General features: G+C 50.0%; 1 protein-coding gene. It reads left to right on the plus strand.

Annotated features, from left to right (window positions below; all coding sequences use genetic code 11):
- Positions 1 to 1,891: HEAT repeat domain-containing protein (locus HWQ67_RS17065; protein WP_218253893.1), on the plus strand; the 1,891-nt coding region annotated here is incomplete at its 5' end.
- Between the last annotated feature and the right edge of the window lie 215 nt (positions 1,892 to 2,106).

Consider the following 2,106-nt stretch of genomic DNA (forward strand, 5'->3'; position numbering starts at 1 on the left):
TACGGATAAAAATGTGGCAGTCGCCATCACCGCCCTCCAGTTGAGCTATTGCAACAAGCATGTCTTTCTGGGCCATGATGACGGCAGGATCGTCAGATGCAACGATGACTTAGCTTACCCCCTGGAGTTTAACCGTCGCTACGAAGGTCTTAGCTCCATGGCGCTGACACGCAGCGGGCAACACCTGTTTTCGGCCGGCAGGGACGGCATCATCAGGCTATGGCGAATATACAATGACAAGGGTGACTACATGGGTCACTTTGATCCCGTCTATCAGGAGATCACGGCAATTGCAGTAAGTTACAATGAAAAAACCGTCATAGCAGCCCTGGGGGATGGCTCCATGGTCTTTTTCGATTCCGTAACGGGTAAGGAACGCAACAGGGTTGAACATAAGGGCGTCATAAATGCCATCGCCATAAGCCCTGATGGCAATCTGTTTCTTACGGCCTGCGAGGATGGCTCCGTTGGCCTCTGGGACTACAAGACAAGGACTATACAGAGTCGCTATGAGGAAGCACACCTGGAGGGTGTAACGTGCGTGGCCTTTAGCCCCGACGGCCAATACTTTGCCTCCGGCAGCAAGGACACTACCGTCTCCCTGTGGAGTATCCACACGCAGAAGAACTTGCAAAATATGACCGGACATAACAATACCATAAGCGCCGTCGCCTTTGGCACTGATGGCTGGTTTATGTACTCTGCCGGCATGGATTCGGCGGTGATAAAGTGGTTCCTCAACTGGACGCTTGACCCTCAGGTAGAGACAACCTGGAAGGCTCAGGCAAAGCACATGCTCTCCGAGTTTTTGTCCTACCAGTACAGGCGTGGACAGATTGAGAAAAACAAGCCGTCATGGACTGAAAAAGACTTAGAGATACTCAAGTCAAGATTTAAGGCTGCCGGATTTGAGGCTGCCTTTGCGGAGATGTCAGCCAGAGATCTGTTGGAGTATCAGGACAGGTGGACGGAATCGGTGCCCAAGTTCCACACCCTTGAAATGGATGAACCAAAGAGTCTGCAACAAATCAGCACGGAAGCACATGCCAGGGCTGATAAGAAAAAGCTGTCGAAGCTGACAATTGCACTGGTGGTAATCGTTGTTGTCTTTGGACTTTTGGCCTATATCTATAACTTACGCAGGGATAGATATGACACACAGGCGTTGAACAAGTTTGACCTCAACATTACCAACGCCGACCGGGCACGCGAGGCCCTTGATTACGTCAAACCCAAGTCCCCAGGCAATTGCGACACTAAAAGGCTCGATGAATATATGGACAGCTATGTCTATATGGTAAAGAGCCGTCTGACGGCAATAATGTCAGCAAACCCCAAGACGCAGGAAAACACAAGTTGTCTGATTGTCTTAAGTGCAGACAAGGATATCCAGGATAAGCTACTTTCACAGTTTTCAGAGGGCAACGATGTTGCGACACTCACTGCCCTGAGCTATCTGTTCTCCTATACTGGCAAGGATATCCTGCCGTCACTTCTTGCCGTTCTTGCCGAGCCGCCCAGGGCGTGGGAGCTTAGTGACAACGCCGTAGCCAAAGACGTCAGGCTGCGACTCATCGTGGAGGCCGTTGTCAACATGGGCAGTGCAGAGGCCGTAGATGCCATCCTCAACCATACCTCAAGGGAGGGCATAGATGCCGGGCCAATAGCGCCTTACATAAGCAAGATAATAGCAAGCAAGCAGCTTGAAGTGGATACGGCCCTTAAGACTATCGAACGATTGATGGGTAACGAAAACGAAGATGTGAGGAAAAATGCCGTGGAAGCCCTTGCCCTATTTAAGGGTACGGAGGCAAAGAGGCTTGCAAAAAAAGCCCTGCTTGACGGCAGTGCAAAGGTACGCAAAGAGGCCGAAGCAGTACTGTCAGACTAACGTGTACCATTATCAGTAGCCTCTTTTGTCTTTACTGAATGTTAAGAGTGAACTTTATGGGGTCAAACCGTATAATATAGCGCGTTTCGATTGTGTGCAATACAAGAAAGAAAGGGGCGGCTCCGCCCCATAGGTGTTAAGCTAAGAATGCAATCCTGCCAATAAAGCCATTCTTTGTGGAGAATCCCTCCTCTAACCACTGTAGGTGTTAAGCT

Origin of the sequence: Candidatus Magnetobacterium casense, from assembly GCF_019173545.1 — a bacterium.
Lineage (GTDB): Bacteria > Nitrospirota > Thermodesulfovibrionia > Thermodesulfovibrionales > Magnetobacteriaceae > Magnetobacterium > Magnetobacterium cryptolimnobacter.